The sequence below is a fragment of the Aestuariivirga sp. genome, from assembly GCF_046294715.1.
Lineage (GTDB): Bacteria > Pseudomonadota > Alphaproteobacteria > Rhizobiales > Aestuariivirgaceae > Aestuariivirga.
The window spans coordinates 236,692-254,892 of sequence record NZ_JBKBKI010000002.1; the positions used below are offsets into that span (position 1 = coordinate 236,692).

Sequence of the window (18,201 nt, forward strand, 5' to 3'; positions counted from 1 at the left end):
ATTCATGTTTGATCAACTGAGCCCCGCGATGCGCCGGGCGTTGGCGGCCGCGCGACGATCCAATCCTATGGAGGCCACGCGCGTGTTGCAGGAAGCTTTGGGTGTGGTACCCGTCAGACCACCGTATCGGCATTCAACAGTGGTCAACGGCGGGCAAGAGTCGCCAGAAGGAGGGATACCCAAGCTCCGGTGCCTTGCCGACACATTAACCGATCTGCGGAGCACACGAGATGTTTCGCAACTTCGGCGCTCACGTCGGCTGGTTCTGCCGGAGGGATCCGCATTTCTTCAGCGAACAATACAAACTTCATCTGGAGGCCGCGACTTCCGGCTCTTTGTACCGTCAACGCACCGGCCACGTGGACTGGTGGTGATGCTTCACGGATGCAAGCAGAACGCCGAGGACTTTGCCCTCGGCACATGCATGAACTTTGCTGCAGATGCCGAGGGATTGCTGGTAGCTTATCCGACCCAGGCGCGTTCCGCGAATGCCATGGGATGCTGGAACTGGTTCCGCCCAGAAGACCAGAGGCGCGATGAAGGAGAACCGTTGATCCTTGCGGAGCTGACGCGTTCACTTGTTCTCGAATACGCCTTGGGCTCCAAGGTGTTCATCGCGGGCCTGTCGGCAGGAGGGGCTATGGCAGCAGTAATGGGCGCAAACTATCCTGACCTCTACGATGCCATTGGCGTTCACTCAGGCCTGCCCTGCTACTCGGCGCACGACGTAAACAGCGCCTTTGCCGCAATGAGAGGGGATCACCAGAGCGGCCAATCCAATGCTTCGTTGCCCGCAACCGCAACGAGGCTGATCGTATTCCATGGCAGCCATGACCGTACCGTGGCCCCATCTAATGGGGAGAGGTTGGTGAACTCCCTGCGTTGGTCCAACCCCTCCGCCCGAGTGAACGAACGGCACTTCACATCTCGACAACGGGCGGTGAAATTCACGGAAATTGTTGAGCCCGACGGAAAGCTCAGCGGTGAGGCGTGGTTCGTCGAAGGTGCGAGCCATCACTGGATCGGAGGAGATCCCGCGGGGAGCTTCGCCAAGGCAGAAGGGCCTAGCGCCTCAACGGAAATGGTGCGGTTTTTTCTCGGGCGCCGGCGTTCCTGAAGTAACGGTCCAATCTGACCTGAGATATCATCGAAGACTCAGTCAGTCGGCTTCCGATGTACCCCTCTAGATCCATAGCTGATGGAATGAATTATTCTTTCCATTCAGAAACAATAACTGCACTCGTGCCGAAGTTACGACACTGTGGAGACCTAGACGCGCCGTCTGAATCGAAAAACAATTTAAAAGCTCTGTCTCCGGCCAAAATCCATTTCGATACACCAGCGTTCATCAGTCATGAATGAAGTTCAGTCCCGATGAACTCTCAGGCTCTGCCTTTCCGGAAATCCGGCCCTGAAACGATGATTTGGTTAACCTGGAGATCACCCTAACTCGTCTTCGGCGCGCTTCAACTGATCCATAGCCTATCAAATACATCATAGTTGCCCGTCATTCGCACGGTCGCTAGCTGAGCTGCCGAGGTCGGCTGGCGGCATTGTGCCTGATGATCCTCCGTGCTTGGGCGCCTCCGAATCCGCGACTTGAGCATAGCGTGTCAGATGCTGCATGCACGGCGGCACAAATCCCGGCGCCCCCAAGGGTAATCATAACGCTTGGAAGCATGGGTATCGGTCACAGGAAACGCAGTTACTCCAGCGGCTGCTTCGAGTGCTGTCACTCGCTGAATAGCCGTCTACGCCCGACTGACACGTGACGTTGATGAGTGCGGGGCAGACAAGATATTGTTGGAAATAGAAAACGAGGGGCAGTCTGCGCCACGGCGCAACATTTGCCTAGCGCAGGGGGAGTGATCATGATTGGATCACGATTGATTCAGTATGGTGCAGCTCTGCTGCTCGCCCCCTAGGAGTTCCCGTACTTTCAGTACTGGCGTCCAATTGGGCTATTTCTCACCCGCTCAGGTCAGACCTCATGATTGCCCTTTTTGGCCTCCTGCCTCTGGCAGCCGGGTCAACCGGTATGTTGCTGCTCCCGCTATGTGGCACTGTCAGAGTGATCAGTTTGCTACTCTAAATCCTCGTCGTTGGTTTTGTGTTGGCGACCCATGCACCTATCCTTTGGTTAATTGCGTGCTGGCAAGGTGACTGCATCTGACCTTTGATACGATGCACGGCGGCAAGAATCTCGGCGCGCCTAAGGGAAACCGCAGCGCATGGAAGCACGGTGCGCGATCCCGCGACATTCTGGCGCAAGGCCGATTGTTATCGGGATTTAGCGGCGTACAACTCTCAGAAAGGAAAGCTCAAGCCCCGGCTTGGACATAAACCCATGGAGACGTGTTGCGAGCCTTGCAGCGTGGATTGCTTCCGTGCACCATCGTCTTCCTACTGCTCGGGCTTGGTGTCGGTTGGGTTTGGAATGGGTTCCGTCGCGAAGAATGATTGTGCTTCCTGCTCGGCAGCTAGTTTTCGGAGGGAACGATTCACCCCCAGTTTTCCATACTGATTCCATACGGAGTGCACCAGTAAGAGCCAAGTATTTGATTTACTGGCGCCCTGGACAAGATAAAGATGAGAACTGGGTAATCCGTCTAAGTATGTGATGCTAGCAGTATTGTCTAAGATCAAGGTCGCCCGCCTGCGTCCTTCGGAGATCGTCATGGCGGCGCTGTGCGCTTGAGGCACTGCATTCGATGGAGGTTAAGGAGGTATTGGAACTCGACAATTGACAAAATCTGAGGTGTGAATTTCGGAGTGCTCTTCTGAAGTGTCGACGGGGGAGGGTAGATGGTACGGGAGACGTCTGTGAAAGTGCGACCGGACTCGGCTCGCAGGGTCTTGCTCTCCGCATTGGCCACACTTCCATTGGCAGCCCGGACGGGGCGTGCCGCCAGCGCTGCCGTACTGAGGTTCGGGCTTACCCCGGTTTTCCTGAGCAACGACTTGGAACTTCTTTCCAAGCTCAAGAACTACCTCTCCCGCCAGACGGGTCGGGAAGTTCAATTGGTCCAGAGGCGGACGTATGAGGAAATCACGGCTCTCCTTCTTTCCGACCAGCTGACGGCTGCCTGGATCTGTGGCTACCCACTGGTTCAGTACCGGGACAAGCTGGGGCTCGTCGCAGTGCCCTTGTGGCGCAAGCAGCCTCTTTACAGTTCCTACCTGATCGTCTCTTCGGACCGGGGCGTTGCAGGCATTGATGATCTGCGTGGCGATCTCCATGCCTTCTCGGATCCCAACAGCAATTCCGGGTATCTCGTTACAGCCGCCCTCATGGCCGAGAAGGGTGTCAAGCCGGAGGGATTCTTCCGCGACACGATCTTCACCTACGGGCATCGCAACGTTGTACGCGCCGTTGCGTCTGGCCTTGCCCAGAGCGGAAGCGTCGATGGCTATGTCTGGGAAGTCATGGCTTCACTCGAGCCGGAATTGACGTCTCGCACGAAGGTGATCCGGAAATCCGAACTTCTCGGCTTTCCCCCAGTAGCCTGCCTTGCGGCCCAGGCGAACTCAACGGATGTGGATCTCATCCGGAAGGCGTTGTTGTCTATGGCAGGCGATCCGGAAGGTCGCGCCATCCTCTCCCTGCTCAAGCTCGATGGTTTTGCGGAGGAGCCGCAGAGCCTCTACGATCCCATTGCAGCCAAGATGCAACTCCTTCGGAGTCTTTCCCCGTGAGTGGGAAAGTGCCGGGTTTGGCACGACCTTCGTGGTCCTTCGCGTTGCGTGTGCCGATCGTCGTGGCGCTCTTGATGATTGCAATCAGCTCCGCCGTCACGGTACGTGCGCTGTCGCGTCTTGAGGCCAGTCAGCAGAGAAACCTCGAAGTCTTGTCATCGGCCTACCTCGATGGACTTTCGGCATCTGTTGGCCCGGCTGTGGTCCGCGAGGACGTGTGGGAGGTGTTTGATGCGCTGGACCGCTCCCGGGAGCGCTACGAGGGCCTCAATGTGCAGTGGGTTACCGTTACGAATGCGGACAACCGGACAATTGCCTCAAGCACACCGACAATATTTCCTCCGCTGGAGCCAATGGCAGCTAAAGAGCTCGCCTTGTTCTCGCAGGGCAGGGACGTTGAGGTGAACGACGACAATGCCGAGGCCCGGATGACGAGGCCTCTGCTCTATCAGGATCAGGTCATTGGCCATATCTATGCGTTGGCAGACATCTCCGGACTGGTGGCCGAGCGCAGTGCCGTGCTGCGAGAACTCCTCATCGCCAACTCTCTTCTGACGCTGCTGCTGGTGATTTTCGGTGCGTTCTTCGTGCGGCGAATGCTCGAGCCTGTCGGCATCCTGTCGCGCTACTTCACGCAGGGGCGCGAAGGTGCGATGACGCCCATTCCCGCCGAGCTTGTCGGCCGCCAAAGCCGCGAGTTCCATGATCTCTTCGACCGTTACAATATCATGGCGAAAGCTGTGAACGAACGCGAGCACCTGGCTGCTGAACTGGCCGAGGAAGAGAAACTTGCCAGCGTCGGCCGGCTTGCTTCTGGCATGGCGCATGAGATCAACAATCCGCTGGGTGGCATGTTCAATGCCCTGGATTCTCTCCGCCGCTATGGGGCGCGGGAAGATGTCCGGACAACGTCGATCCGCCTTCTGGAGCAGGGCCTGTCTGGCATCCGCGATCTGGTACGCTCGACATTGACGAGCTACCGCGCCGACCAGCGCCCACGTGACTTAACGCCAACGGACCTCGACGATCTGCGCCTTCTCGTCAAGCCCGAGGCGCGCCAGAGGAAGTTGCGCCTCCGGTGGCAGATCGAGTTTGCCGAACCCGTTCACGTCCCGGCCGTTCCTGTCCGCGACGCGATTCTTAACCTCCTGCTCAATGCCTGTCACGCCTGCAGGGAAGAGGGTCAGGTGACCTTTCTCGCGCGGACGGAAGACGGGCTTTTCGTTGCGGAGGTCTCGGACACGGGTGAAGGGTTGCCCCAGCACATCACGGAGTATCTGGAGCGTGACGGTGCCGGTGCCGCCCCCATGGACCGCCGATCCGGATTGGGCCTCTGGATTGTGAAGCGCCACTGTGATGAACTGGGTGCCAGATTGCGGGTGGTCAGTGCCGCTTCGACCGGCACGACGCTCCGCATCCTCATTCCGTTGCGGAGCGATCTCGAAGATGCTGCTTGAGGGGCATTCCATTGCTGTTGTCGAGGACGATCCCGTGATGGGGGAGTCGCTCGTGCAGTCGCTGAGTCTCGAAGGGTGCACGGTCGAATGGTGGAAGACGGGGGAGGAGGCGGCGAGGGGGCTGCGGTCGCTGAAGCCCGATGCCGTGATCTGCGACATCCGGCTCCCCGATACGACAGGAGAGGCCTTCTTCCGGGAACACGCAGCCGTCATGCCGCTGCCACCCTTCCTGTTCGTGACGGCTTTCGCTGATGTCGACCAGGCGGTGGCGCTGATGCGGGAAGGTGCGGCCGATTACGTCACGAAGCCGTTCGACGTGGCCAAGGTCATCACCCGTGTGCACTCCCTGATCCAGCGCAGTTCCAATCTCAAGGCTGGTTCCGTCCTTGGCGTATCACCGGAAATGAGGGAGGTCGAAGGCAAGATCAGGCGGATAACCGATCTCACCACGCCTGTCCTGATTTCTGGAGAGACTGGAGTCGGCAAGGAGGTTTGCGCTCGCTTCCTGCATGCGGTCTCGACGCGCTCCCAGGAGCCGTTCATTGCGGTGAACTGCGCGTCCATTCCGGCCGACGTGATGGAAAGGGAAATCTTCGGTTATCGGGGAGCATCGGCCCAAGCCTTCCACCGGGGCTTTGCCGAAAGGGCGCGCGGCGGTGTTCTGTTTCTCGATGAGATTGCCGAACTTCCTCTTGCGCTCCAAGCCAAGCTTTTGCGCTTGGTTGAGACGCGCGAGTATCATCGCCTGGGTGGCGAGCAGAACATGGTGTTCCATGGTCGCATCGTGTGTTCGACCAACAGGGATCTTCAGGCTCTGGTCCGGGATGGCAAGTTCCGCGAGGACTTCTATTATCGCATTGCCGGGATGACGATCGATGTTCCGGCCCTCCGCGAGCGAGCTGCCGACATTCCGTGGCTGGTCGGGCTGTTCCTGGAGAAATTCAGGTCGGGCGGCGATATCCCGAAGGCCGTCAGTCCGCCGGCCATTGAGGCGGCGCTGTCCTATGCATGGCCCGGCAACATCCGCGAACTGCGCAACAGGATCGAGCGCGCGGTTGCCATGACGCGGACGCCCTTCATTACGCCGGGCGACCTGTTCCCAGAGCAAGGTGTGGCGAGGGATGCCGCGCCTGCAGCGGCCAAGGCCATCGTCACCCTGTCAGAAGCGCGGGACGACGCGGAACGCCGCCAGATCGAGTTAGCGCTCAAGGAAACCGGGGGACACATGATAGAAGCCGCGCGCATGCTGGGAGTGTCCCGCACCACCCTGTGGGAGAAGATGCGCCGCCTGGGCATGACGACCGAGACGCGCTAGCCTGTCAGGGAATCCGGACGTTCGCTCCTGCAGCATGTTCGGATATCCGAACATCACTCCATCCAAGTGGTTGAAATCCCGTCGGTGGATAGGTTGCAGCGCAAATAAGCGGCAGGACTGACTCCGCCTAGCCTGCTCCCGGCTCAATGGGAGAAATGCCATGAAAAGATGTGACAAGATGGTTGAGGTCGGCCGCCGGCAATTCCTCCGGGGTGGCATCGTCGCGGCAGCGACATTGCCGGTCGTCGGACTTTCGGCGCAACAGGCGAAGGCAGCGACCAATGGTGCGCTGCTCGACTATCCTTCCACGCGACTCGCGAACCTCAAGGATCTGAAAGTCAACGAACCAGTCGAAGTGGCCTATCCGGATGCCGAAGCGCCGGGAGTTCTGCTGAAACTGGGCAAGGCCGTTGAGGGTGGCGTTGGACCCGAGGGTGATATCGTCGCCTTCTCCACCGTTTGCCCGCACAAGGGCTTCCCGCTCGCCTACAATGCCGAGCGCAAGACGTTGAACTGCCCGGGCCATTATTCGGTATTCGACTGCGAGGCCGGCGGCCAGCAGACCTGGGGCCAGGCCACCCAGAACCTTCCGCAATACATGCTCCGTATTGACGACAAGGGCGACATCTATGCCGAGGGCGTGGATGAACTGCTCTACGGCCGCCTGTCCAACGTGCTCTGAGGAGGAACGATCATGGCTTTCAAGAGAAACATCGACCGTCTGCCGATCATTCCCGCCGATGCCAAGACCCACAACGTCACATGCCACTATTGCATCGTCGGCTGCGGTTACAAGGCCTACACCTGGCCGGTTAACAAGCAGGGCGGCACCGCGCCCGACCAGAATGCGATGGGTGCCGACCTCTCGAAGCAGCAGCCGGCCGAGTCCGAGGCCTGGTATTCACCGTCCATGTACAACGTTGTGAAGCAGGACGGCCGCGACGTTCATCTCGTCATCAAGCCTGACAAGGAATGCAGCGTGAACTCCGGTCTCGGCTCCGTTCGGGGCGCCCGCATGGCCGAGAACCGCCGCTCCGACAAGACCGGCACACAGCAGCAGCGGCTCGAGGAGCCGATGATCTGGCGCTACGGCACCTGGCAGCCGACGAGCTGGGACGATGCGCTCGATCTCGTCGCCCGCGTCACGGCGCGCGTCATCGACAAGGACAATGAGGACGACCTCTTCGTCTCGATGTTCGACCATGGCGGCTCGGCCGGCGGCTACGAGAATACCTGGGGCACCGGCAAGCTCTACTTCCAGTCCATGAAGGTGAAACACTGCCGCATCCACAACCGACCGGCCTACAACTCGGAAGTCCATTCGACGCGCGACATGGGCGTGGACGAGCTGAACTATGCCTACGAGGACTACGGGCTCACTGACACGATCTTCCTCATCGGCGCCAATCCGCTCGAGACGCAGACGAACCTGTTCCTCAACCACATGATCCCTGGCATCCGCAACGGTGCGAAGGTGATCATAGTCGACCCGCGCCACACGGTGACGGTCAATGCCTGCAACGTCGAGGCCGGCAAGGAGAACGTGCTGCACCTGCAGATCAACTCCGGCACCGACCTGGCGCTCTTCAACACGCTGTTCACCCACATTGCGGACCAGGGCTGGATCGACAAGGAGTTCATCGCGAACTCCACCTTCCAGGGCGATGTGGCGACCGCGCTGGACGAGGCGCACCCGGCAGCACTGGGCTCATTCGAGCTGGCGCGCGCCGAATGCAAGATGTCGCTTGCCGAGGGTGCCAAGATCACCGGCATCTCCGAGGCGGAACTCGTCAAGGCGGCGGAGTGGATTGCCAAGCCGAAGGATGACGGCTCGCGGCGGAAATGCGTCACCGCCTATGAGAAAGGCATCATCTGGGGCAACGACAACTACCGCACCATCGGTGCGCTGGTGAACATCGCGCTGGCGACGGGCAATATCGGCCGCGAAGGCGGTGGCGTTTGCCGTCTCGGCGGCCACCAGGAAGGCTACATGCGCCCCTCGGATGCGCATGTTGGCCGTCCCGCGCCCTATATCGATCAGCTCCTGATCGCGGGCAAGGGCAAGGTGCACCACATCTGGGCCAATGACCACTACAAGACGACGCTGAACGCCAGCGTCTTCAAGCGCGAGTATAACCGCCGCACCAACATGGTGAAGGAGGCGATGGACGCGCGCGCCGGGGCGACCCGGGAAGAGCTGGTGGATGCCATCGTTGCGGCGATCGAAGCGGGAGGCCTGTTCTCGGTCAATGTGGACATCATCCACAGCCAGATCGGACAGGCGGCGCATGTCATCCTGCCCGCAGTCGAGTCGGGCGAGATGAACCTCACCTCCATGAACGGCGAGCGCCGCATGCGTCTCGTCGAGAAGTACATGGACGGACCGGGTGCCGCGAAGCCCGACTGCCTCATCGCGGCGGGTCTTGCCCAGCATCTCGAGCGTGTCCTGCGCGAGCAGGGTCGCAACGAGTATGCCGACCAGTTCAAGGGCTATGACTGGAAGACCGAAGAAGACGCCTTCATGGATGGCTATCACAACAACACCGGCAAGATCGTCACCTATGATCGACTTCGCGCCATGGGGAACAATGGCGTGCAGGAGCCTGTCGTCGACTTCAAGGATGGCAAGCTCATCGGAACGAAGCGTCTCTACGAGGACGGCAAGTTCACCCGCCATGGCCGGGAGGACAAGAAGGCGCTGTTCTGCGCGGGTCCGTGGCGCGGGCTGCAGGCGGCGGGCAAGGCGTCCCAGCGGGATAACTACCGGTTCCTCATCAACAACGGCCGCTCAAACATCAACTGGCAGAACTGGTTCCTCGACAAGGACAACGACTTCGTCGCCGACCGCTTCCCCTATCCTTATCTCCAGATCAACCCGGAGGACATGGCGGAACTGGGGCTCAAGGCCGGTGACCTGGTCGAGGTCTTCAACGACGTCGGCGCCACGCAGGCGATGGTCTATCCGGAGCCGACGGCGAAGAAGAACGAGACCTTCATGCTGTTCGGTGCGCCGAGCGGCACGCAGGGCAACGTCATCAACGCGGGCGTCAATGAGTTGATCCTGCCAAACTACAAGCAGACGTGGGCCAACATCCGGAAGATTTCGGATGCACCGGCGTCTGTCCAGCGGCTTTCCTTCAAGTCCTGGGACTACGTCGCATCCTGATCTCGCGACTGAGAGCAGCCCGGGTTCATCCCGGGCTGCCTTCATACTTTGCCTGGGCAAAGGAAGTGACGGAATGAACCAGCCGGTTAGACTGGAAACACTACAAGGCGGCGAGAGCCGCCTGGTCGATCCCTTTGGCCGCAGCATCACCTATCTCCGTGTCTCGGTGACGGACCGCTGCGATTTCCGCTGCGTTTACTGCATGGCGGAGAATATGACCTTCCTGCCGAAGAAGGACCTGCTCTCCATCGAAGAACTTCAGCGCCTGTGTGATGCGTTCATTAGCAAGGGCGTGAGGAAGCTGCGACTGACGGGCGGTGAGCCGCTCGTGCGCAAGGGGATCATGGGGCTGGTGGAGGGCCTTGGTGGCCATCTGAGGTCCGGTGCACTCGATGAGTTGACGCTGACCACCAACGGATCGCAACTGGCGAAATACGCTGCTGAACTCGCCGCCCATGGCGTCCGCCGTATCAACGTCTCGGTTGACACGCTGGACGAGGCGAAGTTCCGCCAGATCACCCGCTGGGGCGACCTGCCCAAGGTGAAGGACGGGCTGAAGGCCGCACAGAAGGCTGGTCTCCAGATCAAGATCAACGCCGTGGCGCTGAAGGGCGTCAATGACAGCGAGCTCCCCGAGATGCTGCGCTGGGCGCATGGGGAGGGCATGGACCTCACCCTGATCGAGACCATGCCGCTTGGCGACATCGATGGCGACCGGACGGATCAGTACCTGCCGCTCTCGGTCGTCCGCGCCAATCTCATGGACCAGTTCACGCTGGAGGACATCCCCTACAAGACCGGCGGCCCGGCGCGCTATGTGGGGGTCAAGGAGACGAGCGGCCGCCTCGGCTTCATCACGCCGATGACCCATAATTTCTGCGAGAGCTGCAACCGCGTCCGCCTCACCTGCACCGGCACGCTCTATATGTGCTTAGGCCAGGAGGGCGCTGCCGACCTGCGCGCACCCTTGCGCGCCTCGGAAGGCAACGAACTCCTCAATGCCGCCATCGATGAGGCCATCGGGCGCAAGCCCAAGGGCCACGACTTCGTCATCGACCGCCGCCACAGCAAGCCGGCTGTCGCGCGCCACATGAGCGTGACTGGCGGCTGATTTCGGGTTAACTCCTCATTCCATGGGTGAGGACTCCATGACCTCCTGGCGACGCTTCGCCGCCTTCGTGGCCGGCGCGGCTGTGGGCGCGCTGGGTGGCCTGATAGGGCTGGGTGGCGCAGAGTTTCGACTTCCGCTTCTGATCGGGTTTTTTGGATTTGAGGCGCTTCCCGCCGTCATCCTCAACAAGGCAATGAGCCTGGTCGTTGTCGCCTTTTCAATTCCCTTCCGCATTCCGGCCGTTCCGTTGACAGAAACCCTGGCTCACTGGCCGGTGGTCGTAAACCTGTTGTCCGGAAGCATCGTGGGGGCATGGGTGGGAGCGTCATGGGCCATAGGTCTCAGGACATCGCATTTCTATAGAATCATTGCGGCGCTGCTTCTGCTTATGGCTGCAGCACTGCTCTTTGGTCATGCAGTCAGTTCCAATGAGCCGCTCCTCACAGGCACCTCTCTTGCTGCGGCAGGCACCGTCGCCGGCTTCTTCATTGGAGTGGTGGCGTCCCTTCTTGGTGTGGCCGGAGGAGAACTGCTGATTCCGACGATTGTCCTTCTCTATGGCATCGACGTGAAAGTCGCCGGGAGTCTCTCGCTTCTCGTAAGCCTGCCGACGATGATCTTAGCCTTTGCCCGCTACAGCCGGGACGGCAGTTTTGCAGTCGTCAAGGATGAAGCTGAGTTCGCTGCACTCATGGCTGCCGGTTCCATCTGTGGTGCTTTTGCTGGAGGGCAGCTGCTCAAGATGTTCAGCGGTGCGGCGATCGTGCCCCTTTTGTCTGCCATCCTTGTCCTGTCCGCCTGGAGAATGTGGCGTCATGCACAGAAGTGATCCTGCCTCGAACACCACGTGTTCGGATGCATCATCGGCAGACCTGCTCAACAGCAGCTGTTTCTGCCTGACCCTTGACCGCAATGCGCTTTGCGCGGCGCTGGAAAGGGAAGCGGATGATCCGGAGTTCTGCCGCAGCTTCGTGTCGCCGCGCAGCCACCTGTTTTCGAATGTGCCGATGTTCATCCCGAAGGCCGATCTTGCTGCCATGCAGGACGTTGTTTCGGCGATTCATTCCGTCAGTCAATTGCCGGCCTACCGTGACAGGGTGATGTCCTGGGCGCCGGAGATCGCCCGGTTCGACCCTGGCCCGGTTGGCGCATTCATGGGCTTCGATTTCCACCTCACTCAGGACGGTCCGAAGCTCATCGAGGTCAACACCAATGCAGGCGGCGCCTTTCTCAACAATCTTCTGGCGAGAGCGCAAAGAGCCTGCTGTGCCCCAATGGATGTGCACGCGGGCGGGTTTTCGTTGCGTGACTTTCCAACCGAAGTGGTGGCGATGTTTGAGGCAGAGTGGCGTCTTCAGGGGCCGGGCCGTCCGCTTCGGCGGATCGCCATCGTCGATGATCATCCTGAAGAGCAGTATCTCTATCCCGAGTTCGTGCTGGCCCGCCAGTTGCTGGCACGGGCAGGTTATGATGCTGTTGTTGCGTCGCCGGATGCGTTCTCGTTCACCGGCACGGAGTTGCTGCTGGACGGCCTGGCCGTCGATCTTGTTTACAATCGTCTCGTCGACTTCTCGCTGGAACAGCCCGAGCACGAGGCGCTTCGCCATGCTTATGTCACCCGGGCCGCGGCGGTGACACCCAATCCGCACAATCACGCACTCTACGCCGACAAGCGGAACCTGGTGGTGCTCTCCAATCCTGAGGAACTGCTCAGGATGGGCGTGGAGGAGGGAGTGGTGCATATCCTGCAGGCGGTGCCGCAAACCATCGTCTTGACGCGCGAGAATGCCCCGCAACTGTGGGCCGCGCGCAAGGCAATGTTCTTCAAGCCGATGCGTGGCTACGGCAGCAAGGCCGTTTACCGGGGCGACAAGATCACGCGTGGCGTTTTCGAGGGGATCGCGAATGGCGAGTATGTGGCGCAGGCATTCGCTCCGCCCAGCGGGCGGATGATGCGGGTCGACGGGGAGGCCGCGTCCCGCAAGGTCGACGTTCGGATCTATGCCTATGCCGGGAAGGCCCTGCTCGTCGCCGCCCGCCTTTATCAGGGGCAGACCACGAATTTCCGGACGCCAGGGGGAGGCTTCGCACCGGTCTTTGCCGTGTGACGGCCCGCGCGGTCCTCGCGCCTGCTATTTTCCTGCGATAGCCGAGAGCGCTGAAACACCAACCGGCGGCTTCTCCTGCCATGGCAGGAGGAAGAGTCGCTTCGCGAGGCCAGCGCTGATCCGGGCGATCTGCGCCTCTTCGCCGGCCATGCGGGCCCGCAGCACCGGGTCCGTGGTCCTGGTCCCCAGAAGGCTGCGGTTGACGACCCAGGCATAGGGCTCGATCCTGGCGCGCCTGAGGTCCTGTTGCAGCTCGGCGGCCTCCGAAACGGGGGTGGTTTCCGGCAAGGTCACAAGGATGACGCGGGCATAGTCCGGGTCCTGCAGCCGCATCAGCGGCGTGATCATCCGGCCATGGGAGTCCGGGGGCAGGTTCCTGGTCATCTGGCGGTGGTAGGCCCCCGTGGCGTCCATCAGCAGCAGCGTGTGGCCGGTCGGGGCGGTGTCGAGCACCACGAAGCGGCTGCGGGCCTCTGCCACGATCCGAGAAAATGCGTGGAATACGGCAACCTCTTCAGTGCAGGGGGATTCGAGGTCTTCCCGCAACAGGGCAAGGCCCTCCGCGTCGAGCTCCCTTGAGCGGCTGGCCATGATCTTCTCGATGTATCGTTCTGTTTCGGCCTTGGGGTCGATGCGGTCGACCTGCAGACCCTCGAGCTGACCATCGACGGCCGCGGCTATGTGGGCGGCCGGGTCCGTGGTGCTGAGGTGAACGCTGTGGCCACGCCCGGCCAACCCGACGGCAATGGCGGCGGCGATTGTGGTCTTTCCCACGCCCCCCTTGCCCATCACCATGACGAGGCCCGTATCCGATGCCGCCAGCGCGTCAACAAGGGCCTTCAGGCCGGGCACATCCGGCTCTGCGGGCGGGGGCAGGATGGTGGCCTCCGGCACATTATTGGGGCTGAGTACCTGACGCAGCGCTGTCAGCCCCACCATGTCGAAGCTCCTGAGCGGGACCTGAACCCGCGGCAGGGCCGCAAGTGCGGGCGGGAGGTTGCCAAGGGCCTCCGTGCATAGCCTCTCCATGGCCCGCGCGACGGGATCGGCCGGGTCACTGGCCTTGAACACGCCGTTCACTGCGAGGAGCTGATTGGAGAGGCCGAGTTCTGCGAGCTCCCCGCTGGTTCTGGTCGCCTCGCGTATGGCGGCCTTGTCCGGGCGGGTTACCAGAACGATGGAAGTCTGCCTGGCATTGCCGAGGGCCGCGAGAGCGGCGCGGAAGCGCTCCTCCTGCATTTTCAGTCCCGAGTGCGGTCCCAGGCAGGAGGCACCCCGGTCATTGCCCGCGAGAAAGCCGGTCCATGCCTTGGGCAGGCTCAGGAGGCGCAACGTGTGTCCCATGGGCGCGGTGTCGAAGACGATCCGGTCAAAATCATGCGAGTCCTCCGTCAGCAGATCCACGAACTCGTCGAAGGCGGCGATCTCGGTGGTGCAGGCTCCCGAAAGCTGCTCGCGCACCGTCGACACTTCCTCCGCGGTGGCAGTCAGTGCCATCTGGCCCAGAACCCGCGATCTGTAGGCCTCCGCCGCATTCCCCGGGTCGATGTTCATCGCCCACAGCCCAGGCACCCCCTTCACCGCATGAGGACTGTCGGAAAGCGGTGTGTCCAGCATCTCATCGAGATTGGAGGCGGGGTCGGTGCTGACCAGAAGGATACGCTGTCCGGCATCTGCAAGATGGATCGCGGTTGCACAGGCAAGTGTCGTCTTTCCCACCCCGCCCTTGCCTGTAAAGAAAAGGAAGGGTGCGGCGTTGGCGAGAAGAAGCATAGCCGGGGTGCTGGTCTCGGAGGTCATGTCGTCCTCAAGAAGGCTGCGAATAGCCTAGCAGGAATGACGGGCATGGACTTGATCTCCGTCATCCCGGCCAACTTCCGACGACTGGATGAGGCCTAGTCCTCCCGGGATAGCGGCAGCATCAGCGTCGTCGCAGAGCAGGCGGCGAGCATGAGGGCGGAGCCGGCGAGGCAGGCCGTGAGCCCGCCCCATTGGTAGAGAAGGCCCGAGAGCAGTGTCCCGCTGAAGCGGCCCGCCGCATTGGCGGCGTAGTAGAAACCAACGTCCTCGGCCGCCTTCTCAGAGCCGGCATAAGCGAGGATCAGATAGGAGTGGACGGAGGAGTTGATGGCGAAGGCGGCCCCGAACACGGCGAGCCCGACAACCAGAATGATATCGGGCCGCACCGGGGTATTGGCCACCAGGGCCAGGATGATGAGGAAGGGGACCAGTGCGAGGAGTGCGGACCACAGGCGGGCCGCGGGCACCTCGGCCGTCAGGCCGTCGGCGCTCCGCCGGATCACCGACGGGGCAGAGGCCTGGGTGAGGCCGTAGAAGATCGTCCACAGCGCCATGAAGGCGCCGACCATGGTGAAGGTCCAGCCATAGGCATAGAGAAACACGGGAACGCCCACGACGAACCAGACGTCACGCGCCCCGAACAGGAAGATGCGGGCCGCGGCGAGGAGGTTGACGCCCTTCGATTTTCCGAACAGCTCCCGTGCCGATGAACTGGCCTTGTTCTTTCCCATCATGGGCGGCAGCGAACGGACGACGCCGACGAGCACCAGCGCCAGCAGCAGCGCCATGAGCCAGAGCGACAGGCGGAAGCCCAGCACTTGGAGCAGAACGCCGCCGAGGAAGAAGCCCAGGCCTTTCATGGCATTCTTCGAACCGGTGAACCACGCGACCCAGCGGAACAGGCGGCCTTCGGAGTTCTCTGCGAGGGCTTCCTTCTCGGCCATCTTGATGGCGGACTTGGATGCCGTCTTGGTCAGGTCCTTGGCAACGCCGCAGATGCCCTGCGCCATGACGACCCAGGCCACGGAGGCGGCGGCGGTCCATTCGGGTGACAGGGCGGAGAGGATGAGGAAACCCAGGATCTGGGTCGATAGCCCGACCGTCAGCATGCGGGTGATGCCGAAACGGGTGGCGAGCCAGCCGCCGATGAAGTTGGCCGCGATCCCCGCCGCTTCATAGAGCAGGAAGAGGAAGGACAGCACGAAGGGCGAGTAGCCCAGATGGAAGAAGTGTAGCAGCACCAGCATGCGCAAGGCGCCGTCGGTGAGGGTGAACCCCCAGTAGGCGGCGGTGACGATGGCGTAGTTGCTCTCGCCCGGTGTCATCAGATCCCCACCTCGCGCATATGGCAGGCGAGATCGACCATGCGGCAGGAATATCCCATCTCGTTGTCGTACCAGGCATAGACCTTGAGGAGCGTGCCGTCGGTGACCAGTGTGGAAAGCCCGTCGACGATGGAGGAGCGCGTATCACCGGCATAGTCGATCGACACCAGCGGGCGCGGCTCGTAGCCGAGGATGCCGGCGAGCAGTCCCCTGGCCGCTTCAGCAAACAGGGCGTTGACCTCTTCCTTCGATGTCGTGCGTGCCAGTTCGAACACGCAGTCGGTGAGCGAGGCGTTGAGCACGGGTGCGCGCACTGCATGGCCGTCGAGCTTGCCCTTCAGCTCGGGATAGATGAGGGCGATGGCCGTGGCGCTGCCGGTGGTCGTCGGCTGCAATGACAGCATGGCGGAGCGGGCGCGGCGCAGGTCCTTGTGCGGGGCGTCGGTTACCACATTGGTGTTGGTCGGGTCATGGATCGTGGTGATCTGCCCATGGCGGATGCCGAGCGCCTGGTGCACGACCTTGACGACCGGGGCGAGGCAGTTGGTGGTGCAGGAGGCGGCCGTGACGATTGGGTGCTTCGACGGATCATAGAGGTGATGGTTCACGCCCACTACGATGTTGAGGACATCGGGCTCCTTGACCGGCGCGGCGACGACCACCCGTTTGGCGCCGCGTTTCAGGTGCCCGTCGAGGGTGGCGTGGTTCAGAAACTTGCCGCTGCATTCGAGCACCAAATCGACGCCGAGGTCTCCCCATGGAATGTCGATCGCTGCTGAATGGCCGGAAAAGCCCAGTTTCCGCTCGCCAATGCGAATGGCATCTTCTCCTTCCGCGCCGATGCCGGTGCGCCAGCGGCCCTGGACGGAATCGAACTCGAGCAGATGGGCAGTGGCGGCAGCGCCCCCCTTGATCTCGTTGAGGTGGACGACTTCGAGGCGGTTTTCGCGGCGCGGGTCATCATCGCCGCGCGCGGCTGCTCCGAGTGCTGCCCGCAAGGCGAGCCGGCCGATGCGGCCCATTCCGTTGATACCGACACGCATGGTCGAGTCCCCCTGGTTCCTCTTTCTGTCCGATAGAAATTCGTCAGCTCCAGCAGGTCCCCGTTGGTGAACAGGACCTCGATATCTCCTCAATGAGAGGTGCGCAGAGCTCCGGCTGGCCGTTGCAGCAGTCCTTCAACAGGAACATCACCAGCTTGCGGACAGCAGCGAGTTCGACCCTGTAGATCATGCTCCGGCTGTGGCGCTCGACGGAGATGAGACCCGCGCGTGCCAGAATGGCCAGATGCGTCGACATCGTGTTGTGTGGCACATCGAGCCGCCGGGCGATCTCGCCCGCCGGCAGGCCATCCGGCTCCTGCTTCACGAGCAGCCGGAAGGCCTCAAGCCGGGTGGGCTGGGAGAGCGCGGAGAAGGCTTCGATGGTGAGATCTGTTTTCATACGTCGGGACTTATCGACGCGGTATATGACGATCAAGTGAAGGTGTTGGGTGACCCAGGGCCGGGGTTTTTTGCTTTTGTCGAGCCCACTCGCGAAGCTCACAACATATCCTTAGTTCTTAAACCTCGCTTGTCGAGAGGATTACGCATGTCCAAGTCAGATAAGTCTCTCACAGCAGCCGAATTCGAAGCGCGTCGCCGCTGGTTCGGACCCGACGGAATGTGCGTCTACGTCGCCAAGCAGCACAAGGGCGGGGAAAGAATGAGTGCAGAAATCGAGGCCAAAGGGGTAACGTTAAATCAAAGCACCGCAAGACTGCAGTGGCGATGGCCGATCCCACTCAACGGATAACCAAAGAAACTTTTGTCGAAAGGGCAGGATATGCGTTTTGTGCTGCTGCAGATAACCCTGTCGCACCATTGAACGACTCACAGGGACACTCAAACAACTGGAACTCGAATTTACGAAACGGGATCTCTCTTGCTCCTAGCGGCGAACTCCTTCCAAACAGCACATCACTCTCGGATGAGCTGAGCAAGTCAGGCAAGCAAGTCCCAGGTTCTTTCGGGATTCTTGCGCTGATCTCTGAAATCCCGGTCGACGACGACAAAGTCCAGATTATCGGGGACAAGGCCAGCCTGGCGGCTTGTCATTGCTGGCTAGCAGGCGCCGGACTGGAGGGTTAGTGGTTTCGTTCGCAAATGGCGCACCCGACAGGATTCGAACCTGTGACCTCTGCCTTCGGAGGGCAGCACTCTATCCAGCTGAGCTACGGGTGCA

General features: G+C 61.2%; 14 protein-coding genes and 1 tRNA gene. 10 read left to right on the forward strand and 5 right to left on the reverse strand.

What is annotated here, in order from left to right; genetic code table 11:
* Positions 1-4: 4 nt before the first annotated feature.
* The 9 genes from ACK4HL_RS02870 to ACK4HL_RS02910 all read left to right on the forward strand — a co-directional run bounded on the left by ACK4HL_RS02870 (position 5) and on the right by ACK4HL_RS02910 (position 12,853).
* Positions 5-1,117, forward strand: a complete 1,113-nt coding sequence (locus ACK4HL_RS02870; RefSeq protein ID WP_409756516.1) for an alpha/beta hydrolase family esterase — start codon at positions 5-7, stop codon at positions 1,115-1,117.
* A gap of 1,688 nt (positions 1,118-2,805) precedes the next feature.
* Positions 2,806-3,696: a PhnD/SsuA/transferrin family substrate-binding protein gene (locus ACK4HL_RS02875; RefSeq protein WP_409756517.1), complete on the forward strand. Its 891-nt coding sequence runs from the start codon at positions 2,806-2,808 to the stop codon at positions 3,694-3,696.
* Complete coding sequence (locus ACK4HL_RS02880; protein WP_409756518.1) at positions 3,693-5,153, forward strand: sensor histidine kinase; 1,461 nt, start codon at positions 3,693-3,695, stop codon at positions 5,151-5,153. Before ACK4HL_RS02875 ends, ACK4HL_RS02880 begins: the two co-directional genes overlap by 4 nt.
* Positions 5,143-6,468, forward strand: a complete 1,326-nt coding sequence (locus tag ACK4HL_RS02885; RefSeq protein WP_409756519.1) for a sigma-54-dependent transcriptional regulator — start codon at positions 5,143-5,145, stop codon at positions 6,466-6,468. The genes ACK4HL_RS02880 and ACK4HL_RS02885 overlap by 11 nt, the downstream gene beginning before the upstream one ends.
* Before the next feature lie 160 nt (positions 6,469-6,628).
* Complete coding sequence (locus tag ACK4HL_RS02890; RefSeq protein WP_409756520.1) at positions 6,629-7,150, forward strand: arsenate reductase (azurin) small subunit; 522 nt, start codon at positions 6,629-6,631, stop codon at positions 7,148-7,150.
* A 12-nt stretch (positions 7,151-7,162) separates the two neighbouring features.
* Positions 7,163-9,634 carry an arsenate reductase (azurin) large subunit gene (locus tag ACK4HL_RS02895; RefSeq protein WP_409756521.1) on the forward strand — a complete coding sequence of 824 codons (2,472 nt, stop codon included), beginning with the start codon at positions 7,163-7,165 and terminating at the stop codon, positions 9,632-9,634.
* 73 nt (positions 9,635-9,707) lie between these two features.
* The gene (gene moaA, locus ACK4HL_RS02900) at positions 9,708-10,745 is read left to right on the forward strand and encodes a GTP 3',8-cyclase MoaA (protein ID WP_409756522.1); all 1,038 of its coding nucleotides are present in this window, start codon (positions 9,708-9,710) and stop codon (positions 10,743-10,745) included.
* A gap of 37 nt (positions 10,746-10,782) precedes the next feature.
* Positions 10,783-11,574: a sulfite exporter TauE/SafE family protein gene (locus tag ACK4HL_RS02905; protein WP_409756523.1), complete on the forward strand. Its 792-nt coding sequence runs from the start codon at positions 10,783-10,785 to the stop codon at positions 11,572-11,574.
* Positions 11,561-12,853, forward strand: coding sequence for a hypothetical protein (locus tag ACK4HL_RS02910; RefSeq protein WP_409756524.1), 1,293 nt, complete (start codon positions 11,561-11,563; stop codon positions 12,851-12,853). Before ACK4HL_RS02905 ends, ACK4HL_RS02910 begins: the two co-directional genes overlap by 14 nt.
* 24 nt (positions 12,854-12,877) lie before the next feature.
* On the opposite strand, the gene arsA is transcribed toward ACK4HL_RS02910, so the two are convergent.
* From arsA to ACK4HL_RS02930, 4 genes are all read right to left on the reverse strand, one after another.
* Positions 12,878-14,653 (reverse strand): arsenical pump-driving ATPase, encoded by a 1,776-nt coding sequence (arsA, locus tag ACK4HL_RS02915; protein WP_409756525.1) that lies wholly within the window; start codon positions 14,651-14,653, stop codon positions 12,878-12,880.
* Between the two features lie 95 nt (positions 14,654-14,748).
* Complete coding sequence (gene arsJ, locus ACK4HL_RS02920; RefSeq protein WP_409756526.1) at positions 14,749-15,978, reverse strand: organoarsenical effux MFS transporter ArsJ; 1,230 nt, start codon at positions 15,976-15,978, stop codon at positions 14,749-14,751.
* Positions 15,978-17,021, reverse strand: a complete 1,044-nt coding sequence (locus tag ACK4HL_RS02925; protein WP_409756527.1) for an ArsJ-associated glyceraldehyde-3-phosphate dehydrogenase — start codon at positions 17,019-17,021, stop codon at positions 15,978-15,980. Before ACK4HL_RS02925 ends, arsJ begins: the two co-directional genes overlap by 1 nt.
* Positions 17,022-17,064: 43 nt before the next feature.
* Positions 17,065-17,421 (reverse strand): ArsR/SmtB family transcription factor, encoded by a 357-nt coding sequence (locus ACK4HL_RS02930; protein ID WP_409756528.1) that lies wholly within the window; start codon positions 17,419-17,421, stop codon positions 17,065-17,067.
* A gap of 326 nt (positions 17,422-17,747) precedes the next feature.
* Here ACK4HL_RS02930 and ACK4HL_RS02935 point away from each other — a divergent pair, with 326 nt between their 5' ends.
* Positions 17,748-18,107, forward strand: a complete 360-nt coding sequence (locus tag ACK4HL_RS02935; protein ID WP_409756529.1) for a hypothetical protein — start codon at positions 17,748-17,750, stop codon at positions 18,105-18,107.
* 16 nt (positions 18,108-18,123) lie between these two features.
* On the opposite strand, the gene ACK4HL_RS02940 is transcribed toward ACK4HL_RS02935, so the two are convergent.
* Positions 18,124-18,200, reverse strand: a tRNA-Arg gene (locus tag ACK4HL_RS02940).
* Between the last annotated feature and the right edge of the window lies 1 nt (position 18,201).